We start from the raw sequence: 18,681 nt of genomic DNA, 5'->3' as shown, positions 1-18,681 counted from the left end.
GCGGCATGGATCAACCCGCCCGCAGAGAACCAGGCTGACCAGCAGATTCACTCAAAGAATCCGTGATCAACCCGCCTCAAAAATCTTGACACGTTCCGCCGGCGAGCGTCCGAGGCAAAGTCGGGTGCACGTTCGGGCAGAGCCCGCTGTGGGCCCTGGTCCGTGCCTACCCTGGTGCCGTGAGCCAGTATTCGATGCCGGCCCGGGATGTGGTCGCCCTCTGGGAGCGGCTCAATGCCCACGATGTGGAGGCGTGCATCGGGGGCGGTTGGGCGGTGGACGCGCTGCTCGGGGAGCAGACCCGCGAGCATTCCGATCTTGACGTGTGGGCGCCGGCGGCGTACCTGGAGCGGTTGTTCGTCGCGTTCGCGGAGGCCGGGGTTGACCGGATCTTCCCGTGGCCCGGAGATCGGCCGTGGAACTTCGTGCTCCACGACGGCGTGCGGCTACGGGTAGATTTGCACCTGTACGAGGCTCTGGCAGACGGGTCGCTGCACTACGGGTCCGTGGTCGATGGCGGCCCATTCCCCGCGGAAGCTCTCTCGGGACGGGGGTCGGTGGCCGGGGTCGCCGTGCGATGTGAGTCGGCGAAGTGGGCGGTGCGCTGGCATACGGGCTACCAGGCACGCGCTGTCGACCATCACGATGTGTCTCTGCTCTGTCAGCGATTCGGGATCACACTGCCCGAGGGGTTCACACCCATCGAACAGGCGTCTACGCCACGGTGAGGGGCGCCGTCGGCGTCGTGGACGAGCAGGGTGTACTCGTCGGTCAGACATTCGGGATGGCAGAACGATGCCTGGCTTGGTGATAGCCGCGGAAGTAGCCGGGAAGGCTGATCAGGGCGGTTCCGTTCTGGCAGCGACGTGGGAGGGGTGGTCGCTGGCCCACGCGGCTTGGCGGATGTGTGAGGTGACGGCGGCGGCCCTGTCGACGGTGGACCGCGGCAGCATCGGTGGACGCCGGCTTCGATCAGGGGATCCGGCTGGCTGGGTGACGTGCTGCTCGGCGGGCCGAGACAACACGCGTGCGCGGGCAGCAGATCCTGACCATCACCTCCACGCTGACAACCGTCCTGCACCGGCTCGGCACTATCCTGCCCGGCTGGAAACGCGACGCCCTCACACCGGACGTGACCGCCTTCACCTCAGGCCCGGATGGTTACATCACCGTTCGGGCCTCCGGCACCGAAACCGGCCTCTACGTCGAAGCACCCGAAGAGAGCAGATGGCTGATCACCCGTGAGCTCAGTGCTTAAGGATCCCGGCCGCGACCAGACCTGCCGGCGCCATGTCCATGTCGGTCAACTGACCGCCCAGGACGTGCCGGACGAACTCCGGCACCGGCAAGGTCACGACCTCAACGAACTCATCCTGACCCGGCTGCGGATCGGCGACCCTGCGGCAGCCGCGCGCCAGCACGGCATGCCGTACATGAGTGCTGTAGGACGCCAGATACGTCGACGCTACGACCTCCGCTGTCTGCGCCGCGAAACCGGTCTCCTCGAGAAGCTCCCGCACCGCGCCGTCGAGGACCGGCTCATCACCATCGGCGTTACCGCCCGGCAGCTCCAGCAACACCTTCCCCGGGCCCGGCCGGAACTGCCGGACCAGCACCACCTGGTCATCATCGGTCAATGCCACCACTGCGGCGGTGTTGCCGCCCTGGATGATGTCCCAGTCCGCCTCAGCGCCGTTCGGGTACCGGTAGGTACGGGCCCGCACCTTGAGAAAACCCGCCGGGGCCGGACGAGCGCCGACCTGCTGCCAACTCAGTCCACCGTCAGTCATCCAACGCAAAATAGACCCACCAGGCTCGGGAGCCAGCCCAACACGGCGGACCAAGAGTCCGCTGGTGTGTGTACTCCTCAGCGCGACAGACGGGTTTGGGTCGTCTGGGTGGAACCCGCTCCCGCGAGCAACCCGGCGCGATCATCGCGATGGCCTGCCGGGCTCTCAGCAGCAGGTCCGGCGAGGCGATGGCCTCACGTGGCCAATACCAGGCGGGGGCGAGGACCACGCTGACGTCGGCCAAAGCACGGGCGAGCGCGGCGAAGCAGAGCTGGCGGGAGTCGACGAGCGTGCCGTCTCAATCGAAGATCAGCGCCTCGTAACCGGCCCCGTCGGGTGCCTCGGTCGGGTGGTCGACAGTCATTCCGCAGACCCTATCGGCCCGTTGAAGGGGTTACCTCGCTCGCCTCAACGGCCCGCTTCACCTGATCGTCGGCGCACGCTGACACGGCAGCGGTACTTACTGCATCAATCTGTTCGACCCATGGCGTGGTCCCTTCCCTTCTTGATCAGCGGAGGCGGGTTGATGTGCAGCGTGGCCGTCGTCATGGCTGCGAGATGGCTGGTAGCGTCAGCGCTACCGCGTTTACACGCACGCCCTCTCCGGCTTTGTCGCCCGCGCCTCGAAGCCGTTTGGAGCAAGGCCTTTTGTGCCACGTGTTTCCTTCTGCTGTCCGAAGGACCCTCACGTCAGCCGCGCGGGGCACAGACGAGGGCCCGACGTGGACTCGGAGGACACCATGTCCCGCAACCAGATCGCCGTTTTCCGCTCGGAAGCCACGGGTGAGACTTACCGCGTAGCCCGGCAACGCATCGCTGCCGCACAGCTGAGCGTCGTGTCGTTTCTGCGCGACGACGACTACGCCGATCCTGACACGTTGCCGTTCATCCGGCCCATCGCCACTGCGCTCGGGCGGGCTGGTCGCCGGGTCCTCATCATCACCGACGACGGCATCACTGCGCGGCTCGCGTTCGATCCCTCCGGTCGTCGGCGTTTGCCCGTATGTTCGATCATTCGGCTTGCCCTCAATGTCGACCTGCTCATGATTCCGGTCGACGTCGACTTCGACGAGTTTCAGACCCGCGAGGTCGTCTTGCGGCAGCGAGACAGTGGCGGCTACACCCACCTGCTGATCGACGCGGGCGGCGAGAACGCCCTCTCGCCGCTGTACCAGGTCGGGTGGCCGTGTCCGACCTCACGGTCGTGTGCCTGAGCTACAACCGTCTTCCTGCGCACCCGGACGACGAGAAGGTGCATGCCTGGGTCGCCGCCCAAGGGCCTCGGATCGCCCGCCCGTCAACCGGAGCCAGCCGGGAGCGGTGGGTTCGTGCTCAAGTTTCTCTTCTACGACGTCAGATGGCTCCTGTCGCGGCGCAAGGCCGGGTGTTGTTCGGTCCGGATGTATGGGACGCCGTCTACGAGCAGGCGTTGGGTTCCCTGGCCTTCGAGGCATGGATAGCCACGTACGCGCGGGACGAGTACGCCTACCCCCTGTGGGTGAACATGGGGCTTCCGATCCGCGACGACGCCGGCAGCATCGCCTACCTCGGCACGGTCGCGGAATCGGTGCGGGAAGTCCTTGCCGACCGGAGACATCTGCGGCTGCCTCATCGCGTTCATCGCATTGCCGGCCTCGGCTTCGACGTCGAGGGTGACACCCGCGGGTGGGCTCCGATCGCGCAGCGACTCACGACCCGCGGCCTCGCCACGATGATGCGCACGGCAGTCCCCTTTTTCTCCGACGAAGGTGCGCCGTTTCATAAGACCCTGGCGGGCCAGCAGACATATCGGGAGGTTGCGACCAATCTCGATCAGTTGACGGGTCACCGCAGAAGGTCCCGGCCCTAGCCGGTGCCGAAGACAATGTCGGCGCACCGCCCCTCGCCATCTGAGTCCGACCGGGGCGGTGCGGCGGCGAGCAAGGATCGCGGGTGATCGAGCTAGTGTCCAGATCGCGGTCCGGCGCACACCGGGGTCTTTGGCCGGGACCTCGGTGCGAGCCACGCCGGCGCCGGTTACACGAGGACCGTTCCGGGTGAGCCCTTCCGGTATGGACGGCGCCCGCGTAGGTAGCATCGCCCGGTGAGCGATGCGGAACTCTCCACGATTCGAGTCCCGGCTTTATTTCAGCTCGGATGGTTCCGATGGCTTCCCTCAGCGGCCCTGGACGTCGACGGTCTTCTGCACGCTTGTCCGCAGGAGCCTCGGGAGGAAGCCGCGCAGGCCCTCGCCCTGCTGCACGCGCGCAGGTCCGGCGTGGAGATCAACTCAGGTGACGATGCGCAGTCGATGGCCGATCTTCAGGCGTTCTCGGCCACGCTGCCGCCGGCCCCGGCATGGCATGACCCGACCGACGGCCTTGACCTTTCCAGCCTCGATGACCCTACTGAGGCTCACGAGGACCGCGCAGAGCACGCCGATCGCGTCGCTGAGTACGATGCGCTGCTGGCCAAGGCCGGGCTTGAACCGGCCCGGACCGTCGACGACGTCATCGGCCTGATGATCACGTTCGGGTTGGTCACCTCCGTCGGTGATGAACAGCGGTTGTCTCTTGCGGTTGACCCGCCGTTGCCGACCGAGGTCCTTCCGCTCAGCGAGGAGGAGAAGCACCGTGAGGACATGCTGCGGTGGCGGTCCCGGTTCGGTCGGTTGTCGCAGCGGGTGCTGAAGCTGTTTGTCGATCAGGAGGGCGTCTTGGCTCGGACGCACCTCACCACCACGTCCGGCAGGATCGCGGAGACGTTGCAGGTGGAGCCGGACAGTGTGCGCCAGGCGATCCTGGTGCTGGTCGACGAAGGGGACTTCTCCGTCGAGCGGCAGGGCGTCGCGGTGGACGTCGAGCGACTCGCCGACCACCAGCGGTTCGACCTGATTGTCGATTCGGAGAAGTTCGCCGGGCGGGCGTCGTACCGGTTGAACGCGCGAATCGAACGCGACGACGCCTGATCGGCGGCGCCCAGCGGGCTACCGGCGAGGTGAGTCGTCGGAGGCAGCCGGTGCCCTAGCGTCGCGACCATGGAACGAAGTCCGGATTTGGTTCTCATCGATGGCCGCATCTGGTATTTGGGCGACGGTGTGATCATGTTGCAGTGCGTGGCCCGAACCCGTCAGGGCCGGCGTTGTCGCCGAACGGTCGACATCTGCCGGGACGCAGGCTGGAGCGAGTTGCGTTCCAACGCCGGTGTCATCGCGGTCTACAACCTCAGTCATCTCGATGACGACATCCCGCCAAAGTGGTTTGACCAGCACTGCGACCTGCATGACCTTCCGGATGTCGCCGACTTCACCTCGCCGAGCTGGGAACTCTTCGACCCCAGCAGGCATCCAGAGATGGTCACGCCGCTGAAACAGCTGGTTGCCGACTACGAACGTAAGGTATTCGACGGCGTAACCGACCGGTGGGAGCCCTGGCAGCAGCCAGCGTGATACCGGTAGACCGTTCGACATGACGTCTATTGATCGCCGCTCGACCGGGGCGCTTCGTTGGGGCTGGGCAGTAAGCGGCTGAGCGGTATGCGCGCGTTCTCGAGTGCATGTTTGGCCTTCTCGACGCCGTCGGCGGTGAACCAGTGAAAGCGCCGCTGATGGCGGCCTTGTTCGCGGGGGTTGATGTCTTCCCAGCGGGAATCCAGCCACCCGGCCTGCCGCAGGCGATCGAGGATCGGGTGGATGGTGCCGGTTGCCAGACCGGTGATCTGGCCGATCTGCAACCCGTACACCTCGCGGCCGGGATCCTCCAGCAGAGTACGCAGGACGAGCTGGGTGGGAAGGGTCGTCCGCGGCGATTTCTACCTAGCCCCGCTCCCGGCGACCAGCCAGATCCGCGCGGCAGCTCACGTCCCGGCTTCAGTTACCGTGGTGGCGGCCTTGGCCTGGCAGTGGGCGCAGCGTGTGGGGCAGGCCGCGAGCGGGGCGGCGGCCGCAAGGCCGGAGTCGTGCCAGATCATGTCGACGGTCTGTTCCAGCGTCGAGGCTTCGCCGATCACTCGTTCGCCGGGGATGCCGAGCAGGTCGCGTTCGAGGTACCAGGAGCGCAGGTGCTCGTCGGTGACGTGGTCCAGGTCGGGCTTGTGCCGGTGCCGGCGCAGCGTCTCAGCGAGGCTGATGTCGAGGTAGAACACGTGCACCGGCCCGTGGTGCTGCTCGATCAGCTGGCCCAGGGCGGTCGCGTAGCGGGACGCGGCCATGATGCCTTCGATGATCACGTGGTAGTCGTGGTCGAGGGCGGCGCGGGCGGTGGCGGTGATGACCGTGGGGGCGGCCACGTCGATCCGGCTGCTGTCGTGTTCGCGCAGTAGGGTCCGGCGTAGATAGTCCTGCTCGATCAGCGCGCAGCCCCGCCCGTACCGGTCGCGGACCTCCCTGGCTGCGGACGACTTACCGGAAGCCGAGTTCCCGCGCACGATCACTAGGGCGGGTCCGAGGTGCTGGGTTCTGCTCTGTTCGTCTTCCGGCACGGTGCACCGTAACAAGCCGGCGGGCTGGAGGCGTTGGCCGCTCGCGGCGGGGTCGCTCGACCGGGTGGCGCCGACGTAGCCGCCCGGTGCCGTACGGCATGGCGCCGGAGGAGGAACGGCAACGTGTACGAGCGATTCCTTCTCCGGCAGCCGGTGGCGTATCGGCTTCGTGGGGAGCTCGAGCCGGCGGTGGGCGCCGCCGGCCGCCGTGGTCGGCGGCGATCCGGCAGTTCCTGTCCCCGGGCCCGGTTGTGGTGCTCGGTGGCTTTCTCTGGAAGATCAGCGACGGGTCAGTTGGCGGTGCAGATGGCGAACCGTCAGCTCGCCGAGTGCGGCACCGGTACCGAAGAGGAACCCCGCGGCCAGCACACCCACACCGGCCAGCACCGGCCGGACTGCCGGTTTCGCGGCGAAGCCTGCTCGCGCCGGCACCGACGGACGGTCCGCTGGCGGCCGTACGGACTCCTGGCCGGGCTCGGCCGTGCGCGCCGAAGGGATGGTTTTGCGCGTGGCGGGCGTGGACGTCCGGGTTTCGGGTGGGGTGCCGGCCTTCGTGGTGGTGGCGGCTGGAGCCGTGCTCGGTACGGCGGCGGCTGCGGCGGGGACCGGCAGCCGGTGGACCTGGACGGCCCGCTCGGTGTAGGCAGTACGGGGCTTCTGCGTCGCCCAGATCAGCACCTCCAGGTCGCCGAGCTCGGCGAGCCGGGCGAACCTGCTGTCGTTGGAGGCGGCGAGGAAGCGGCGGCAGCCGGCGTCCGCCCGGCGCTGTGCCTCGGCCAGCAGCGCATCGTCGGCTGCGTCTTTCGCCCCGTCCACGGTGAGGAGCTCGATACCGTTGTCGTTCAGGATCTGCATGCTGGCCGGGGTGATCCGGTCGCTGGCGCACGCGGCGACCGTAGTGACAGTGGGGCCAGCCCGGCCGATCAGCGCCGGGATACGTGCGGCCACGATGGTGGCCTTGGCATTGCGGCCGACCATGTTCTCCAGGTCGATGAGCAGGACGCCCTCGCACTTCGACGGCGTGGGCCGATGTGTGCTGCCGCGTTCTACGTGCTCGGCCTGCCTTTTATCGCTCGTACCGGCCATACCGAAGATTATGGGCATTCTGCGCGCTGGTGGTCCGGACCGGCGCGCGGTCTGCAACCCCGCTTCCTTCCGGCCGCGACGCGCGGACGCCGCTACCGTGTCACGGGCCCGGTGCGGGTGGCACGCCGTCTATCGGTGCCAGCGCCGCGAGCGCGGGAATCGCGGCGATCTTGGCGGCGGTGAGGTGGCTCCAGAGGATTCCGTGCGGCCGCCGGGATCGTGGGCAGGCGATGATGGTGTCGGGCGTGATGATGGCGTCGAGGCGGAAGTCGTGCTCGGTCTCGGGTAGCGGGCCGTCGATGATCTGCAGGGGGTGGACCGTAGTGACGATCGTCGTGTGCTCGGTGATCGCGCCGACGTCGGTGAGCAGACCCAGCTCGATGTCGGCGTAGCCGGCTCCCTTCCCGATCCGTGCGCCGTCGGGGTTGACCGCGACGCTTCCGCACACCACCAGGTCCAGCTGCGGAACCTGGTCGATCGCCACGGTGCGGGCATGGTCGGCTGCGGTTTCGTGCGCTGCGGCTTCGGCCGCGTGCCCGGTCAGCATGGCGGGATCAAGCAGGTAGAACGGGTGGAGAGCAGTTAGCCGGGGTACCGCCATGAACACGGTCTTTCCGCTGGTGAGCGCCGCAATGCGGACGGGGAGCTGCGCCCGGTCGGGGTTGGCCTTGAGCTGTCGAGCGGACACCCATGCCGGGAGCGCAAGTAGTTGTTGAGCGGCGGCTTCGGCCCCGGCAAACGCCGGGATCCGGCCGGTGACACCCGGCTCGACCGCGTGGTGCTCTTCCAGGCTCGCCCAGACTCGGTGCCGGATCTTGTCCTTGGCACGTCGTGTTGCAGGATCTCGATCGTCCACCCGCGCATCCCCTTCACTCGAACTCCGACTCAACCACAAAGGACATCTTGAGCGCACGCGTCCCGCGACAGCGCGGGGCCGGGGTTGGCGAGATGCTGCTCGGCGTCGGCGACGACGCTCTGCGCGATCGTCAGCAGTCGAGGTAGGTCGGGGTCGTGACGGCGGCATCCTTTCCGGCACACGAGTTGATCACGTCGCAGCGGGTCGGCGATGGCGTCTGGCCGGACCGCCAGTTCGGCCGCCGCGTGGGCTGGAAGGTTCAGGTGGGTGGCTGGTGTTCGATGTCCAGGTCGCGCACTGGGTTCTGCTCGGTGAACCGGGCGCACAGGGCTGCGAGCTGCGGGTTCTCGTCGACGCGGGTGTAGCGGCGGATGATCGGAGGCTGGCCGAAGACGTCGGCGAGGCGCTCGCCCGGCATCGGCGGGTATTCACGGACCCGCAGGATCGGCATCGCGTACCCGAGGGGTACGTCGCGCAGGTACTCCAGGACACTGGCGCCGTTTCCCGGGTGGACCTGCTCGGCGATCGCGGCGATGGCGAACGGGGTGTCGATGACGGCCGGGGCCAGATCGATCACCGCTGTCAGCGCGGCGATCGGGTCGGTGAGATAGACGAACCAGGTGGTCGCAGTGCCGGGCAGGAAGTGGCGCCGGAACTCATGGCGTTTGCGCTGGTTGAGGATCAGGCCGTAGCACTGCGGATAGAGCGACATCACCACCCGCACCGGCGGGGCCGGCTCGGGCGCCCGGCTCATCGGCCGGTCCCGGGGACGGCGGGTCGGGGCGGTTGGCGGTTGGCGGTTGGCCAGGGCGGTCGTCGGCATAATGCCGGATTCGGCGGCGGTCGGGTCGATCGTCACGTACGCGGGCAGGACGGGGGCGGGCCAGTGCTCGGGCACGGTCCAGCTGGACCAGTCGTGGGCCAGCGGGCCGGTGCGCGCTTCGACGAGCGCGATCGCTCGCTGCTGGGCCTGGTCGATGTGCTGGTGCTCGGTGATGAGCCCGAGGCGGCGTGCCTGCTGGTACTCGTCTTCGTCTTTCCAGGTCCATCGCTCGCCGGTGGCGTCGCCGGCCAGGTCGAGGAGCAAGTCGAAGGTGTCAATGCCGATTGCCGTGCGCTGGACGGGCCGCTCAAAGTTGATCTTCCACAGGGCGGGGCCGCCGGCCAGGGGGCGGAAATACATGACGCTGAAGTCGGGGTCGAGGCCGATCCAGCTGCGCAGGATGGTGTGTTGCCAGGTCCAGGCGCCGAGCTGCCACCGGCGGTTGGCCAGGTTCGGGATGCCTTGCTTGCGGGTGGCGTCGTCGCCGTCGTGCAGCCATGCGATCCAGGTGGACGGTACGTAGCTGGGGCAGCCGGGCCAGCAGACCAGCCTGAGCTGGTGGCCGTCGTCGGACAGGACGCGGTGCGCGGCCGCGGTCCAGACTCGGCCGTCGAGGACGTCGCGGCGCACGACGGTCGAGCCCGCCGCGAAGACGGCACTGGTCATCGGGGATCTCCGTTCGTCGAGGGGATCGGTGGTCAGCCGCGGGTCTCTTTGCCGGGGCGGTCCGCGGGCGCCGCTGTGTCACGGGATCCGGGCGGCCGCTCTGGTCCGGGTCCAGCCGGCCGGGGTCCGCGACAGCGCAGGCAGTTCGCCGCTGTCGAGCAGTCTCTTCAGGTAGTCGTGCTCGCCTTCGATGCGCGCTCAATCTGTGCTGGAGGCCCAGGTGGTCCGGTCGTAGGCGCGTGCGTCCGCGCGAGCGGGCGGGTTCCACGTGGCGGCGTAAATCCGCTCGACCGACGGGAAACCCACAGCCAGGAGATGGATTTGTCGCCTCTGCCACCATTTGGTGACGGCAATGATCGTCCGGATGGGGCCGAGGCGTTCTTCGAGGAGCGGGCGGGCGAACTGGACGTTCTCCCGTGAGGTCTGGGACTCCCGCTCGATGAGGAGCTTGTCCGGGGTGATGCCGTGCGCTTGCAGCAGCCGGGCATGCGCGTCGCTCTCGACGTGAGCAGGGTTGCGGCGGTTGGGGCCGCCGGTCAGGACGATCAGAGGGGCGAGCCCTGATCGGAACACCTGCACCGCCGGCTGGACGGCATCCGGCAGGGTAGAGCCGAACACGAAGATCACGTCGGCGGGCCCGAGCCCGAGAGCGGACGCGTCGACGAAGTCCGCGATGTCGTCAGTCACCGGCATGTCGAACACCGTGGCCTCGCGCCGGCTGGCGGCCGTCTGGCCGTGAGGTCTCCCGCCCGTGCACCGCTCTGCATGATCATCGCGGTGCCATATTGTCGGCACCTGCCTGATCTCGCGGCCCGGTCGGTGACCACCAGCTGGTCCACCCGCATACGATCTCCATGCTGGTGCTGGCGCCCACGCGTTTGTGGGGCCGGGTCGCGGTGAAGCCGGTCAACGTGATCTCCCAGATGGTGAGGGCCGGCGGGGTGGCGAGCTGGACGGGTGGATGGGGATGAACCCGGCCTGCCTGGTGGTTGCAGGCGGCGTGGGTGGGGTTGTGCCGCTCACGGCCCCTGGACGGTGTCGGCCTCGGCCGGGTCGAGCCGGCTGGCGACCTTGGCCGCGACGTCGGCCAGCACCTTTCGGGGATCTGCCCCGAGGCTGGCCGCGGCGACCAGGGCGGTGAAGGCGACATCACCGAGCTCGGCAACCACGTCCTGCTGCGTGTGCGTGATGCCCTTGCGGGGATTCTGGCCGGTGGAGCCGACCCAGGCCGCAGCCACTTCGCCGTACTCTTCGGCGATCTTGACGATCCGCATCGACATCTCGGCCCGGTCGGTGCCGTTGGCGTCGTCGAGCCAGCGCCTGGCGCGGTCGATCGTCTCCCAGATCTCGGCGTCAGCGCGGGTGCCGTTGGCCGGATCCCTCGGGTGCTTGCCGTTCGGTGTGCTGGTCACTGCGGGTCCTTGCTGTCGTGGATGGGGGCGGGCCACGTGATGGCGATGGTGGTGTGCCGGCGGGGAACGAGCAGCTGGGGCCGGTCGGTGGCGGGTACGGGTGTGCCGGTGGGGTGCACTGTGATCGCCGGACCGGGTCCATGCCGGTAGTCACGATCCCAGGTGAGGATGAGGTCGGTGAGTTCGGCGACGAGGCGGTCGGCAGCAGGGCCGAACCCGTGGTCGCCGAACTCGTACACGCCGCGCCGGGGTTGGCGCAGGGTCAGGTGGGCGAAGCTGTCGGGCCCGAGCAGGGTCGGGCAGGTGAACTTGTTGTCGGGGTCGAGCAGATCACCGACCTTGTGGCGGTCGACGGTGAGCACCCCGTACGGGCGGGGCTGGGAGGCGAGCCACAGGTGGATGGACTCGAAGACGCCATGCTCGTCGACGGTGGCGGTGATCTGCGTCCATGCCTCGACGCGCGGCCCGTCGAGGGCGGCCGCCAGTCGTTCGGGATCGGCGCGGGTGGTGGGGTCGTCGAGGGTCAGGACGATGTCGTCGCCGTACAGCCGGATCCGGGTGACCGGGTCGGCGCCCTCGCCCTGCATCGCCACGAAGCCGCACTGCACGGCGGCGGTTGCGGTCAGGTGGTCGCCGTCGTGCCGGAGGGTCAGGCAGCGGGTGTTGCCGCGCATCCGCAGCGGGACGATCAGCCGGCCTGCGGGTGCGAGCTGGTGGCGCCAGGCCGGGGGTACGTCACTGGATTCGACGGTGACCAGGATGACGTCGAACAACCCCGCGTCGGGGTGGCCGTGGGCGGCGTCGGCCTGCACCACCTGGACGTGCGGGTATCCGGCGCGGTCGAGGGCGGCGCGGGCGTTGGCGGTCACGTCCGGGTCGATGTCGATGCTGACCACCGTGCCGGTCGCTCCGACGAGCTCGGCGATCAGGGCCGCGTTGTAGCCGCCGGATCCCACCTCGAGGACACGGTCACCGGATCGCAGGTCAGCCGCGGCCAGCATTTGAGCCTGGAGCCACGGCGCACTGATACTGGACTGGCTATGACGGTCCGAAATGGCTCCACCAGGACGGCTTGATTTGGACCCACCTTGCTCGCCCCTGACGGCCCCAACTGGCCCCACTTGGCGATCTTCTCGACGACTTGCTGCTGGTGGGAGGCGGGGCCAGTTTCAACCGTCGCGGTGGGGATCTTGGTGAGGGTGGAGCCACTTGAAGCCGCCCTGGTGGGGCCAAATGCAACCGTCGTAGCCACCGCACCAGCCCGCGCCGGCTGAGGGCGTCGGCCACCATGGTGACGGTGGATTTGGAGACACCCGCTATCTCGGCGATCGTGCGGGTATCGATCGGCCGGTGACTCACCGCCAACTGCAGAACGTCGTAACTGCTCCACGTCAGGCCGGCGTCGCGCAGGACAGCGCGCTCCAGATGCCGGCGGATCCTATTGCCCCTCCGGCACAGGACCGCGGTCCGATGCAGCAGATCATCCTCAGTTGCCCGAGCGTCGGGTGTCGATACCGGCTGGTCGGTTTTCATGGTCGGTCTCCGATGAATGTCGGCATACATGGACAGGTCGAGGTAAGGGGGCAGTGACAGGTGAGATGACCACCGCGCCCGTCAGATGGCGGGCGCCGAGCGGTTCCGCCGCGACGGGGCCGCTCTGTCAAGCTCGGGAGTCAGCAGAGCGCCAGCAGCGACCTCGGCGGTGGCGGATTCAAACCATGACAGGGCTGTCGTGATGGCGGATCGGGCCTGCCACAACAGCCACTCTCGGGCCTGCGGATCGTCGGTCGCGTCGGCCTGGCGTTCGAGGTCGGCCGCTTCTTGCGCCGCGAGGTGCGCTTCCTGGAGAAACTCCGCTGCGATCTCGTCGAGCCGAGCCGGCGGTGTCGCGGAGGCCGGGCGCAGTTCGCTCGCCCGCTGGATCGGCCTCTCATCGCGTTCGGCAGCGGAGCTTTCGTGGTCAGGATTCATCTGACTGCTCCCCGCACTGGGGGACGCACCCGCATCGTGTTGCCACGACCGGCGACGGTGGCTTCCCAGGACGCGGTCATCTGTGGGTTCTCATCTGAGTTGGCGGCGTCCTGCGAGTTGACCTGCGCGGGTGGCTGCCGTTTCTCGGCGGAATGGCGGCGTGTCCGTCTCAGCGAGATGGCGCTTTCTCCTGGTGCTTCCCGGGTTCGGTTGGCCAGCGCGGCCCGGCTTGCATGTCGACTGTTCATGGATCGTGTGGCCGAAATGCCAGGTGGGTGTTGTTGCCGTAGCAGGTGAGCAGTGCGCGGACGTGGGGCCGGGATCGTGGTCCCTGGTGCTTGACCCTCGACCTGGTTGAGGGTCGAAGCTCTGTCCTGGGTTGGACGACGTGCGGCTCTGCGCGTCGCGGGACCGCTGACCGGAGGACGAGCCGTGACCGATGTCGTGATGGAAGAGATCCGCAAGGCCCAGGAGCTGAATGTCGCAGGTGACAAGCCCGGTGCCCGTGCTGTCCTGGAACGCCTGTGGGGGACCACTGAGGATTCCCTTCACCGGTGCACCATCGCCCATTACCTCGCTGACCTGCAGGACTCGGTGGAAGATGAGCTGCGGTGGGACGAGCTCGCGCTGGCGGCGTTCCCGGATCTCACCGACGAGCGAACCCGTGCTTTTGACGACTCGTGGCGGGCGCGGGCTTTCCTGCCTTCTTTGCACCTCAATCTGGCCGACGTTCACCGCCGGGCCGGACACGAGAAGGAGGCGCGGCACTTCTTGAGCGAGGCCACCGGTGCGCTCGACGAACTCCCGGCGGATGACTATGGCGCCATGATCCGTGACGCCCTCAACAAGGTCCGCGAGGCAATCGAGGTTGGCTCGACCGCGCCCTTGGTGCCGACGACGTAAGACGCCCGACCGACGATGATCACTTCGCTGTAGGAAGGTAGCCGAGTTCTGAATCGGCAGTCGGTGTGCTTGCTGTTGCATCGCGCCTCCTTTCGTGGAGGTGAGGTCGTTCTTGTTTCGATTGCTCGTCTGCTTCGGTGCCGGGTGGTGCCGGTTCGGCTGGTGCGTAGCGGTCGAGGAGTCTCCGGATGCTTGGCCGGCGGAGCTGATCGAGCAGTCCGGTGACGAACCCGGCAGCAGCCTGGCGAGGCGTGACCCGGCGACCGGCCGGCGAACGAGTCGATGATCAGGTCGATGGTTCGTCGCCATCGGCCAGGCTCTACGCTGTGGCTCTCGGCCACCGCAAGGTTGAATGTTGTGTCCACAACGCACAGACGATCATGCGGTGGCCGTCCTCGTTCCCGCGGGATCCGAGGTCACCTCACGAATGGCGGCTGCCGTACTTGAGACCCGTCATCGACGGTTCGGCCGTATCGTCGGCGGGTGCCCGCACATGTCACGGTTCGCGGTTGCCGCCGGTGGACAACAGGCCGCCGAGTACGGTCGCCGGCCAGTGCCGTGCGCCGCCGGGAGTCGGGCCGGCCGCGGCCGATCAGGTCGTGGGCGGCTCCCGTGCCTGGTCGTGGACGTGCGCGGCACTGCTAGGGTGCGGCTCAAGCGAGTGGATGATGTTGAGGTGAGTTCATGGAGTTCCAGTACTGGTACCTGGCAGTGGTCGCCGCCTTCCTCGGCCTGATCGTCTGGGGCCTGGTCGCGGCGCGGCGCAAGAGCATGTTCGGGCTGGCGGCCGCACTGATCGCGATCAGTGGTTTCCTGCTCTGGACGCTGGTCCTCGAGGAGACGAACATCGAGTACGACATGAACAGCATCATCGACACCGTGGCGATGGTCGGCATCCCGGCTGTCCTGGGCATCGGCCTCGGCGTGTTCGCCCTGAAGTCTCGCCGGGTCTGATCCACACCCCGGACGGCAGGCGGTTGGTCAGCGCTCGAATCCCGCGACAGCCGAGGTCGTGGGCCTCCCTCCCCACGCGCCCGTAGGAGAGTTCCTCCGGACGCGCGGGCAGCACGGCAGGCGCTCACACGATTACCGCCGCCGCTCCGGCAACGCGCCTGAACCCGCGCGGACCATCCCGCGCTCCTTCCCGGAGAGCACTTCCCGCCACGATCTCGAAACGGGCGCCCGAGACGTCGGCTGGGACACGTGGACCGACCAGTCCCGATCGCTTCGTGAGCAGCGGAAACGCGGAGACGCGGAGACGCGGAGACGCGGAGACGCGGACCGAGCGGTCCCGGTCACCTCGTGAGCAGCGGCAGCCAGGCCTCGTCGACGATCGCGACGAGCTTCTCGTCGGGGATCACCCGCATCGTCATGATCAGGTCGTGGCGGAGCAGGTCGAACGGCATGTTCACCACGACGGCGGACCGGGGCACGTCCGGGAGTTCGCCGCGTGCGACGGCCCGCGCGACCAGCACCTCGAACGGTTGGGGTTCGTCCGGGCCGATCAGGCTTGCGCGGAGGTCGTTCATGCTGGTCCCGGCGCCCCGGAAGAAGCCCATCAGCTGTACGCCCGCCACCGTCACCATCTGGATGCGGTCCGCGTTGAGGGCCCGCAGCAGGCCCAGCGCATCCTCCCGCAGGCTCCCGGTGTCCGGCACGTCGACGCGGTGCCGTCTCCGGTAGGCCGCGATGGCCGCCACCACCAGGTCGTCGCGTTGTGGCCAGCGCCGGGACAGGACCGGGCGGCTGGTGCCGGCACGGGCGGCGACCGCGTCGTACGTGAAACCGGGGTAGCCGTTGTCGATCAGCACGTCCCAGGCGGCTTCGAGGATCGCGTCCTCCAGTGCCGCCCCACGCCGCCGCGATTTAAGAGTCACTTGCGCATCTTAAAGCATCGACCTACGCTCGCCTCCATAAGATGCAGCACCGCATCTTATGAGAGGGGATCACTCGACATGATCGATGTCCTGATCGTCGGCGCCGGACCCAACGGGCTGATGCTCGCCGCCGAACTCGCGCTGGCCGGCGTACGCCCACTGGTCGTGGAACGCCTCGCCGGGATCTCGCCGGAACGCAAGGCGAGCGGCATGGTCGGCCAGGTCGTCCGGATGCTCGACCGGCGCGGACTCTACGAACGACTGAGCGGCGACACCATCCCGGAACCCGCCCCGGAGTACGACTTCGGCGCCTTCCCCGTCGACTTCAGCACGGTGTCGGACAACCCCGTCTACGTGCTGGGCGCCCACCAGCAGAAGACCGAGGAGATGCTCGGCCGGCGGGTGACCGAACTCGGTGTCGAGGTCCGTCGCGGGGTCGAGGTCACCGGTCTGGTCCAGCACGACGACGCGGCGACCGTGACGCTGTCCACCGGGGAGGAGCTGACCGCCCGCTGGGTGGTCGGCGCGGACGGCGGCCACAGCATCGTGCGCAAGCTGTCCGGCATCGGGTTCCCGGGCGTCACCAGCGACGACACCGTCGGCCGGATGGCGAGCGTCAGCGTCCCGCCGGAGTCGATCGACGCGGACGGCGGGCTGATCGTCGACGGTTTCGGCACGCTGCCCGCCAACAGGCATCTGCGGTACGAGAACGGCATGGTCGCCTGGATGAACCAGCCCGGCCGCCCCCACATGATCGGCACGAGCGAGCGGACCGGCGCCCTCGACAACCCGGTCACGCTCGACGAGGTCCTGGAGAGCGTCGCCCGGATCCTGGGGAGGCCGGTGCCGGCCGGACCGCCGCCCGCCGACGGCCCGCGACTGCTGCGCCGGATGGTCTTCGGCAACACCCGGCTGGCCGACCGTTACCGGCAGGGCCGCGTGCTGCTGGTCGGCGACGCCGCGCACGTGCATTCCAGCATGGGCGGTCCGGGGCTCAACCTGGGTCTGCAGGACGCGACGAATCTGGGCTGGAAGCTGGCCACGGTGCTGTCCGGCCGGATGCCGGCGAGCCTGCTCGACACGTACGAGAAGGAACGCCGTCCCGTCGCCCAGCGGGTGATGACGTCCACGCAGGCGCAGGCCGTGCTCGCCGGACCCGGCCCGGAGATCACCGCGCTGCGGGTGCTGGTGGGTGAGCTGCTGGCGATGCCGGCCAACGCCCGGCACGTCGCGCGGATGCTGGCCGGTGCCGATGTGCGGTACGACCTGGGCGACAGCGGCGACGACGCGGTCGGCTGGTTCGCTCCGGACACGATCGGCGGGCGGCGCGTGGCGGAACTGACCAGGACGGCCCGCCCCCTGCTGTTCGACACCACCGGAACGCTGGCCGACGTCGCGAGCCCGTGGAAGGACCGCGTCGACGTGGTCGCCACCGGCAACGGCGGCGACCACACGGCGGTGCTGCTGCGCCCGGACACCTACGTGGCGTGGGCGTCCCGGGACGAACGACCGGACGAGGAGTCCCTGCGTGCGGCCCTCGCCCGGTGGTTCGGCCCGGCGGACTAACGAACCGCGTCCCCGGCGGCGCCGACCAGCGCCACCGTCTGCTCGATCGTCGCGGCCCGGTCGGCGGCGAACGCCGGATCCAGCAACGCGGTCGGGTCCGCCAGTGCGAGCAGCGCCGAGATGTGCAGGTGGCCGCCCGGAACGTCGGTCGCGCCCAGGGCCAGGCGCAGCCGGTTCGACCGGTACATGCTCTCATTGGACAGGTAGTTGCCGCCGCCACCGGAGAGCGCCTGACCGGTGGGCTCACCGGTGTGGCAGGTGGTCGTCCCGGTCGGCCGGTCTCCCGCCGCCCACTCGCAGAGCTGCCGGTTCAGTTGCGTGGGCCACGGACCGGTCCCGGCGTCGACCATCGCCTGATACGGCAACGACGTCTCGATCCACTCCGGAGTCGGGTCGGGCTGCGGCCACCGGGGCGCCAGGGGAACCAGCTCCGGCGTACCCGCGTTGTTGTTGTCGATCGTGCCGCCGCGCCAGGCGCCGGCCCAGCGTTCGATGTTCATCACGCCGCGCAGGCCCTGACTGATCGTCATGATCAGGTCGGCGCGTTGCGGGGACCGGCCGGTGAGGTGCGGTCCGAAGGCGTCCTCGACGATCCCGGCGTTGAAGCCGCTCCAGGTCACCGGCAGGGCGACCGCCTGCACCTCGACGGTCCGGCCGCCCTCGGTGCGGCGGGTGCCGTCGAGCTGCAGGGCGGCGGCACCGGACGGGTTGGACCGGCGGATCTCCTGGTCCAGGTAGTACGGGTCGAATCCGCTGACCAGCACCCGGGTGGTTCCGGGACGGAAGGTCGTCGACGTGACGCCGCGGGCCGCGTACTCGAAAGTCCTGATCAGTTTCTGCCGTTGATCGTCGGAGAGGCCGAACCGGGGCGCCCACTGCCGGATGTCGCGGATGCCGGTCAGCCGGGTCCAGTAGAGCGGGCGGTCGTCGTAGCGTTCGATGGTGCCCATCGTGATCCGGCCCTGGGCGCGGTCGACGGCCGTCCGCCACAGCGTTGCGCCCTGCACGGCGAGGGCGCGTTGTGCGGCACCGACCGAGCGGGCCGAGCAGAGGGCTTTGCGCAACGCGACCGGGAAGTCGGTGAACCCGCCCGCCTCGATCAGGGCGCCCGGGACGGGCCGGTCGACGCGGGCCTCCTCCACCGTCACCGGCAGTCCGGTGTCGAAGCAGTCAGCCGACGGAGAGGCGGAGGCGGCGGCGGGCGAGGCGATGGCGGCGCTCAGTGTGAGGGTGGTCAGGAGTCCAGCGGCGATACGTGCCAAGGAAGCGGCCT

General features: G+C 68.7%; 22 protein-coding genes and 1 pseudogene. 9 read left to right on the top strand and 14 right to left on the bottom strand.

Annotated elements, in window-relative coordinates:
- Positions 1-179 precede the first annotated feature (179 nt).
- Together WH85_RS33660 and WH85_RS33655 are read left to right on the top strand one after the other, a co-directional pair.
- Complete coding sequence (locus WH85_RS33660) at positions 180-728, top strand: nucleotidyltransferase domain-containing protein (RefSeq protein WP_245674206.1); 549 nt, start codon at positions 180-182, stop codon at positions 726-728.
- A gap of 299 nt (positions 729-1,027) precedes the next feature.
- Positions 1,028-1,258 carry a hypothetical protein gene (locus WH85_RS33655; RefSeq protein ID WP_045746114.1) on the top strand — a complete coding sequence of 77 codons (231 nt, stop codon included), beginning with the start codon at positions 1,028-1,030 and terminating at the stop codon, positions 1,256-1,258.
- Here WH85_RS33655 and WH85_RS33650 read toward each other — a convergent pair.
- Positions 1,248-1,790: an NUDIX hydrolase gene (locus WH85_RS33650; protein WP_211275527.1), complete on the bottom strand. Its 543-nt coding sequence runs from the start codon at positions 1,788-1,790 to the stop codon at positions 1,248-1,250. The two genes, WH85_RS33655 and WH85_RS33650, sit on opposite strands and share 11 nt — an antisense overlap.
- 166 nt (positions 1,791-1,956) lie before the next feature.
- Positions 1,957-2,154 (bottom strand): annotated as a pseudogene (locus tag WH85_RS54020) (hypothetical protein); the annotation flags it as partial.
- 376 nt (positions 2,155-2,530) lie between these two features.
- Here WH85_RS54020 and WH85_RS33645 point away from each other — a divergent pair.
- The 4 genes from WH85_RS33645 (at position 2,531) to WH85_RS33630 (ending at position 5,217) form a co-directional block, all read left to right on the top strand.
- On the top strand, positions 2,531-3,004 hold the full coding sequence (locus tag WH85_RS33645) for a hypothetical protein (protein ID WP_157411380.1): 474 nt from the start codon (positions 2,531-2,533) through the stop codon (positions 3,002-3,004).
- Positions 2,977-3,639, top strand: coding sequence for a hypothetical protein (locus WH85_RS33640; RefSeq protein WP_157411379.1), 663 nt, complete (start codon positions 2,977-2,979; stop codon positions 3,637-3,639). The genes WH85_RS33645 and WH85_RS33640 overlap by 28 nt, the downstream gene beginning before the upstream one ends.
- Positions 3,640-3,873: 234 nt before the next feature.
- Complete coding sequence (locus tag WH85_RS33635; RefSeq protein ID WP_157411378.1) at positions 3,874-4,737, top strand: DUF6042 family protein; 864 nt, start codon at positions 3,874-3,876, stop codon at positions 4,735-4,737.
- A 69-nt stretch (positions 4,738-4,806) separates the two neighbouring features.
- The gene (locus tag WH85_RS33630; RefSeq protein WP_157411377.1) at positions 4,807-5,217 is read left to right on the top strand and encodes a hypothetical protein; all 411 of its coding nucleotides are present in this window, start codon (positions 4,807-4,809) and stop codon (positions 5,215-5,217) included.
- A 26-nt stretch (positions 5,218-5,243) separates the two neighbouring features.
- Here WH85_RS33630 and WH85_RS33625 read toward each other — a convergent pair whose 3' ends face one another.
- The 10 genes from WH85_RS33625 to WH85_RS33580 form a co-directional block, all read right to left on the bottom strand.
- Positions 5,244-5,510 (bottom strand): helix-turn-helix transcriptional regulator, encoded by a 267-nt coding sequence (locus WH85_RS33625; protein WP_245674205.1) that lies wholly within the window; start codon positions 5,508-5,510, stop codon positions 5,244-5,246.
- A gap of 114 nt (positions 5,511-5,624) precedes the next feature.
- On the bottom strand, positions 5,625-6,248 hold the full coding sequence (locus tag WH85_RS33620; RefSeq protein WP_045746108.1) for an AAA family ATPase: 624 nt from the start codon (positions 6,246-6,248) through the stop codon (positions 5,625-5,627).
- A gap of 279 nt (positions 6,249-6,527) precedes the next feature.
- Positions 6,528-7,334 carry a hypothetical protein gene (locus WH85_RS33615; protein WP_045746107.1) on the bottom strand — a complete coding sequence of 269 codons (807 nt, stop codon included), beginning with the start codon at positions 7,332-7,334 and terminating at the stop codon, positions 6,528-6,530.
- A gap of 100 nt (positions 7,335-7,434) precedes the next feature.
- On the bottom strand, positions 7,435-8,190 hold the full coding sequence (locus WH85_RS33610; RefSeq protein ID WP_045746106.1) for a 5-formyltetrahydrofolate cyclo-ligase: 756 nt from the start codon (positions 8,188-8,190) through the stop codon (positions 7,435-7,437).
- 259 nt (positions 8,191-8,449) lie between these two features.
- Positions 8,450-9,679 carry a DUF402 domain-containing protein gene (locus WH85_RS52465; protein ID WP_211275526.1) on the bottom strand — a complete coding sequence of 410 codons (1,230 nt, stop codon included), beginning with the start codon at positions 9,677-9,679 and terminating at the stop codon, positions 8,450-8,452.
- Positions 9,680-9,877: 198 nt separating this feature from the next.
- On the bottom strand, positions 9,878-10,372 hold the full coding sequence (locus WH85_RS33595; RefSeq protein ID WP_052720991.1) for a YdcF family protein: 495 nt from the start codon (positions 10,370-10,372) through the stop codon (positions 9,878-9,880).
- A gap of 326 nt (positions 10,373-10,698) precedes the next feature.
- Positions 10,699-11,091, bottom strand: coding sequence for a MazG-like family protein (locus WH85_RS33590; protein WP_245674204.1), 393 nt, complete (start codon positions 11,089-11,091; stop codon positions 10,699-10,701).
- Positions 11,088-12,212 carry a methyltransferase, FxLD system gene (fxlM, locus tag WH85_RS33585; RefSeq protein ID WP_281179110.1) on the bottom strand — a complete coding sequence of 375 codons (1,125 nt, stop codon included), beginning with the start codon at positions 12,210-12,212 and terminating at the stop codon, positions 11,088-11,090. Before fxlM ends, WH85_RS33590 begins: the two co-directional genes overlap by 4 nt.
- Positions 12,130-12,624: a MarR family transcriptional regulator gene (locus tag WH85_RS54210; protein WP_169792518.1), complete on the bottom strand. Its 495-nt coding sequence runs from the start codon at positions 12,622-12,624 to the stop codon at positions 12,130-12,132. Before WH85_RS54210 ends, fxlM begins: the two co-directional genes overlap by 83 nt.
- Before the next feature lie 81 nt (positions 12,625-12,705).
- Positions 12,706-13,062 (bottom strand): hypothetical protein, encoded by a 357-nt coding sequence (locus tag WH85_RS33580; protein WP_045746105.1) that lies wholly within the window; start codon positions 13,060-13,062, stop codon positions 12,706-12,708.
- Between the two features lie 414 nt (positions 13,063-13,476).
- Between WH85_RS33580 and WH85_RS33575 the strand changes: the two genes are divergently transcribed.
- Together WH85_RS33575 and WH85_RS33570 are read left to right on the top strand one after the other, a co-directional pair.
- Entirely contained in the window at positions 13,477-13,965 is a 489-nt protein-coding gene (locus tag WH85_RS33575; protein WP_425394680.1) for a hypothetical protein, read from the top strand.
- Positions 13,966-14,649: 684 nt separating this feature from the next.
- The gene (locus WH85_RS33570) at positions 14,650-14,919 is read left to right on the top strand and encodes a hypothetical protein (protein WP_045746104.1); all 270 of its coding nucleotides are present in this window, start codon (positions 14,650-14,652) and stop codon (positions 14,917-14,919) included.
- Between the two features lie 341 nt (positions 14,920-15,260).
- Here the strand turns inward: WH85_RS33570 and WH85_RS33565 are convergent, their stop codons facing one another.
- Positions 15,261-15,842 (bottom strand): TetR/AcrR family transcriptional regulator, encoded by a 582-nt coding sequence (locus WH85_RS33565; protein ID WP_045746103.1) that lies wholly within the window; start codon positions 15,840-15,842, stop codon positions 15,261-15,263.
- A 78-nt stretch (positions 15,843-15,920) separates the two neighbouring features.
- Between WH85_RS33565 and WH85_RS33560 the strand changes: the two genes are divergently transcribed.
- On the top strand, positions 15,921-17,408 hold the full coding sequence (locus WH85_RS33560; RefSeq protein ID WP_045746102.1) for an FAD-dependent monooxygenase: 1,488 nt from the start codon (positions 15,921-15,923) through the stop codon (positions 17,406-17,408).
- Here the strand turns inward: WH85_RS33560 and WH85_RS33555 are convergent.
- Positions 17,405-18,670: a hypothetical protein gene (locus WH85_RS33555; protein ID WP_052720989.1), complete on the bottom strand. Its 1,266-nt coding sequence runs from the start codon at positions 18,668-18,670 to the stop codon at positions 17,405-17,407. The two genes, WH85_RS33560 and WH85_RS33555, sit on opposite strands and share 4 nt — an antisense overlap.
- Positions 18,671-18,681: the final 11 nt, after the last annotated feature.

Origin of the sequence: Actinoplanes rectilineatus (genome assembly GCF_000962825.1) — a bacterium.
GTDB lineage: Bacteria > Actinomycetota > Actinomycetes > Mycobacteriales > Micromonosporaceae > Actinoplanes > Actinoplanes rectilineatus.
Note: the sequence above shows the minus strand (reverse complement) of the source record. Positions and strands in the feature narration are given on the sequence as shown.